The 4,257-nt window shown below is 61.9% G+C and carries 4 protein-coding genes; 3 read left to right on the top strand and 1 reads right to left on the bottom strand.

All coding sequences use genetic code 11. From position 1 onward, the window contains the following. The 3 genes from ACESMW_RS16115 to ACESMW_RS16105 all read left to right on the top strand — a co-directional run. A partial coding sequence (locus ACESMW_RS16115) for a dihydroxy-acid dehydratase (RefSeq protein ID WP_372988030.1) occupies window positions 1–958 on the top strand: 958 nt, incomplete at its 5' end. Further along, window positions 955–1,920 (top strand): glucokinase, encoded by a 966-nt coding sequence (locus ACESMW_RS16110; protein WP_372988029.1) that lies wholly within the window; start codon window positions 955–957, stop codon window positions 1,918–1,920. The genes ACESMW_RS16115 and ACESMW_RS16110, both read left to right, overlap by 4 nt. A 26-nt stretch (window positions 1,921–1,946) precedes the next feature. Then, the gene (locus ACESMW_RS16105) at window positions 1,947–2,558 is read left to right on the top strand and encodes a uracil-DNA glycosylase family protein (protein WP_372988031.1); all 612 of its coding nucleotides are present in this window, start codon (window positions 1,947–1,949) and stop codon (window positions 2,556–2,558) included. On the opposite strand, the gene glpD is transcribed toward ACESMW_RS16105, so the two are convergent. Further along, window positions 2,552–4,093 (bottom strand): glycerol-3-phosphate dehydrogenase, encoded by a 1,542-nt coding sequence (gene glpD / locus ACESMW_RS16100; RefSeq protein WP_372988028.1) that lies wholly within the window; start codon window positions 4,091–4,093, stop codon window positions 2,552–2,554. The two genes, ACESMW_RS16105 and glpD, sit on opposite strands and share 7 nt — an antisense overlap. Window positions 4,094–4,257: the final 164 nt, after the last annotated feature.

Genomic DNA, 4,257 nt, shown 5'->3' with positions numbered 1-4,257 from the left:
CAACGCCCTGGTGGCTCTGCTGGTGACCGGTGGCTCCACCAACCACACCATTCACTGGATCGCCATTGCCCGGGCGGCGGGTATCCTGATCGACTGGAACGATTATGCGGAGCTCTCCTCCGTTGTGCCGTCAATGACGCGGATCTATCCGAACGGCCAGGAAGATGTGAATGCCTTCCACGAGGCCGGTGGCACACCCTACCTGATCCGCGAACTGCTGGATGCGGGCTACCTGCACAACGACGTCGAGACCGTGGTGGGCCACGGCCTTGAACGTTATGCACAGATGCCGGAGCTGGATGGCGGCGAGCTGGTCTGGCAGCCGGCGGTCGAGAAGAGCCAGTGGCCGGAAGTGCTCAGCAGCGCCGCCGAACCCTTCGCGCCGAATGGTGGGTTGAAGGTTCTGGACGGCAACCTGGGGCGCGGCGTTATCAAGGTGTCGGCAGTGGCACCGGAGCACCACCGGATCGAGGCGCCCGCCGTGGTCTTCAACGATCAGAATGATCTGAAGGCTGCCTTTGAGGCGGGTAAGCTGGACAGGGACTGCATCGTGGTGGTCCGGTTCCAGGGCCCGAAAGCCAACGGCATGCCCGAGCTGCACAAGCTGACGCCTTATCTTGGTGTGCTTCAGGATCGCGGTTACAAGGTTGGCCTGGTGACCGACGGCCGTATGTCTGGCGCCTCCGGCAAGGTGCCTGCCGCGATCCACGTGTACCCCGAAGCCCTGGATGGCGGCGCGCTTGCGCGGGTTCGTGACGGTGACGTGATTTGCCTTGATGCCGAGCAGGGTTCTCTGTCGGTCCGGGTGGATGAGCAGGAATTCTCCGCCCGGGAGTCTGCAAAAGCAGACCTGTCTGCGTATCATCACGGCTATGGGCGGGAGTTGTTTGGCTGGTTGCGCCGCTCGGCCAGCACCCCCGAAGAGGGCGCAAGCTTTTTCTGGAACCACGACGCATGACGGCAAAACACTATTCCCTGGTTGGCGATATCGGGGGTACCAACGCGCGTTTCGCACTGGTGGAGCAGGCTGATGTCCGGCCGCAGGCCATCGAAGTCCTGGCCTGCGGCGATTACGACAACCTCGATCAGGCGGTCGTCGACTACCTGCAGAAGGTCGGTGTTCACTCCGTCAGCCAGGCCTGCCTGGCTGTGGCCTCGCCGGTGCGTGGCACGCAGATACGGATGACCAACAACCACTGGCGGTTTGATACCGAAGAAGTTCGCCAGCAGTTCGGCTGGTCCGCGTTCAAGGTGATCAATGATTTCACCGCCATGGCGCTGGGTGTGCCCCACGTGTCCGAGGCCAACCTGGTGCACGTGTGCGGTGGCCCGGGCGATCCGCGCCGGCCGCGCCTGGTGATGGGGCCGGGCACCGGTTTGGGTGTGTCAGGGCTTGTGCCGATCAAGAAAGGCTGGGTGCCGCTGATGACCGAAGGTGGCCACGTGGATTTTGCCCCCACGGATGATGTCGAGATGGACATTCTCCGTATTCTCAAGGCCCGTTTCGGCCGGGTTTCGGTGGAGCGGATCCTGTGCGGTCAGGGCTTGCTCAACCTCTATCAGGCCCACGCCGAGATAAGGGGTGTTGCGGCCCCGCTGGACGCTCCGGAGAAAATCACGGCGGCAGCCACGGGTGACAACGAACCCTTGGCGAGGGAAACGCTCCGGCATTTCTGTGAGATCCTGGGCCGCACCGCAGGCAATGGCGTCCTGACCCTGGGAAGCCTTGGCGGTGTGTACCTGTGCGGTGGCATACTACCGAGGTTCCTGGACTTCTTTCTGGAGAGCCCGTTCCGTAACGGATTCGAGGATAAGGGCCGCATGCGCCCATTGCTCGAATACACGCCGGTATACGTGGTGACGGAGCCCTACACCGGCTTGCTCGGAGCCGCGGAGGCGTTGGGTAACCCGGAGGTCTGAACCCTTTCGGATAACAGGTGGCTGACATGACGGAGGATCTGGGCAGATTATCGTTTGATGAGCTGGTAAGGCGGGTGCGTGCCTGCACCATCTGCCAGGATGTGTTGCCCCTCGGCCCCCGGCCGGTGGTCCAGTTGAGCGAATCATCGCGGATTCTGGTGGTAGGCCAGGCGCCGGGCCGCCGGGTCCATGAGACCGGCCTGCCTTTCAATGATCCCAGTGGGGACCGGCTTCGGCAATGGATGGGGGTGACCCGGGATACCTTCTACGACGAGCAGAAAATGGCCATCCTGCCCATGGGCTTCTGTTATCCGGGTACCGGCAAATCCGGCGATCTGCCGCCACGCCCGGAATGCGCCGCGACCTGGCGGGAGGCCCTGTTGGCCCGGCTTCCGGACATCCGTTTGACCCTCCTGATCGGGCAATACGCCCACGCCTGGCACCTTGGTAACCGAAAACGGTCAGTCACGGAGAATGTCCGGGCCTGGCAGGAACACTGGCCCGAGATCATACCGATGCCGCATCCCAGTCCCCGCAACAACCTCTGGTTGAGGAACAACCCGTGGTTCGAGCAGGAGGTGGTGCCGGCAATGCAGGCGCGTATCGCCGAAGTGCTCGCCAGCGAGGACGGTCAGTGACCGGCGGGTACCGGTTGGTCTGACGTTTGTGGCGCCGGCTGTTCCTGGCGGAGTTGGCTCAGGTATTGGTCCAGTGCCTGAATATCCGCCTCGGTGGCAAACAGCCCCTGCTTGGTCCGGCGCCAGAGAATATCCTCCGATGTCATGGCCCATTCGTACCGGATCAGGTAGTCCACCTCGACCCGGTAGAGGTTTCCGGTAAAGCATACCCCGAGGTCGTCCATAGACCGGCAGTCACTGAGAAACCGGTAAACGGCGGTGCCATAGGTCCGCACATAGCGGCTGATAATGTCCGGTGCCAGCCAGGGGAAGTCGACCTGGAGCTTCCGACTGAGGGACTCGTGATTGTCGAAGTCACCTCCTGGCAGCACCGCAGTCCGGGTCCAGGGTTTGCCGTCACCCGGGAAGAACTGGCACAACTTGTCCGTGGCCGCCTCGGCCAGCTTGCGATAGGTTGTGATCTTGCCTCCGAAGACAGAGATCAGGGGAGCCTTGTCTTTCTCCCTGTTCACCTCAAAGGAGTAGTCCCGTGAGGCTTTCTGGGCGTCCTCCTCCTCGTCATCCATCAATGGCCGCACCCCGGAATAGGACCAGACGACCTCCTCGGGCGACAACTGCCGCTTGAAATAATCATTGACGATTTTCAGGAGGTAGTGTGTTTCCTCCGGGGAAATTTTCGCCTCCCGGGGATCACCTTCGTAATCCACATCCGTTGTGCCGACCAGCGAGAAGTTGTCCTCATAGGGAATCACAAACACGATGCGGTCGTCTTCGTTCTGCAGGATGTAGGCTTCCGTTCCCTTGTTGAGCCGGGGCACCACAATGTGACTGCCCTTGACCATGCGGATCATTTTCGGTGACTGCATCGAGAGGGTTTCCCGGAACAGCCGGCTGACCCAGGGACCGGTGGCATTGACCACCACTCTGGCAGCAACGGCTCGTTCGCTTCCGTCGAGGGTGTTCTGGAGGGTGACAGTCCATTTATCGGCGCCCCGGTCTGCCCTGACACATTTGGTCCGGGTCAGAATGGTTGCACCGCAATCTTGTGCCTTGCGAGCGGTCAATACGACGAGGCGGGCGTCATCCACCCAGCCATCGGAGTATTCGAAGCCGCGGGTGATCTCCGGTTTCAGCGGGTCGCTCTCATCAAAGCTGATAGCTCGGGAGCCGGGCAGTAGTTCCCGCTTGGCCAGGTGGTCATAAAGGAACAGTCCGGTGCGGATCATCCAGGCCGGTCGCAGGTGGGGCCGGTGGGGCAGGCGAAAGCGCATGGGCCACATGATATGGGGCGAGTTCCGAAGCAGGGCTTCCCGCTCTGCCAGGGCCTCCCGCACCAGTCGAAACTCGTAGTGTTCGAGATAGCGCAGTCCGCCGTGGATGAGCTTGCTGCTGGAGGACGACGTGGCCGAGGCAAGGTCGTTCATTTCGCACAGCAGGACACGCAGCCCCCGACCGGCGGCATCCATGGCGATGCCGGTACCGTTGACGCCACCGCCAACGACTACCACATCGTAGTCATCCTGCTTCCTTGTCATTACTCCGGAGCCTCCTGCTTTTTAACCGTTTGGAACCTGCAACGAGTTTAGTGGTTCGGGAGGCGTTCTGCAGCTTTTTAACGACTTAACGGAATATCGAGCGAGGGGGGATGAAGGAGTGTCGGGGGGGGGGGGGGGGGCCCCCCCCCCCACCCTTGGGGGGG

The sequence above is a fragment of the Marinobacter sp. genome (assembly GCF_041690455.1).
Classification (GTDB): domain Bacteria; phylum Pseudomonadota; class Gammaproteobacteria; order Pseudomonadales; family Oleiphilaceae; genus Marinobacter.
Note: the sequence above shows the minus strand (reverse complement) of the source record. Positions and strands in the feature narration are given on the sequence as shown.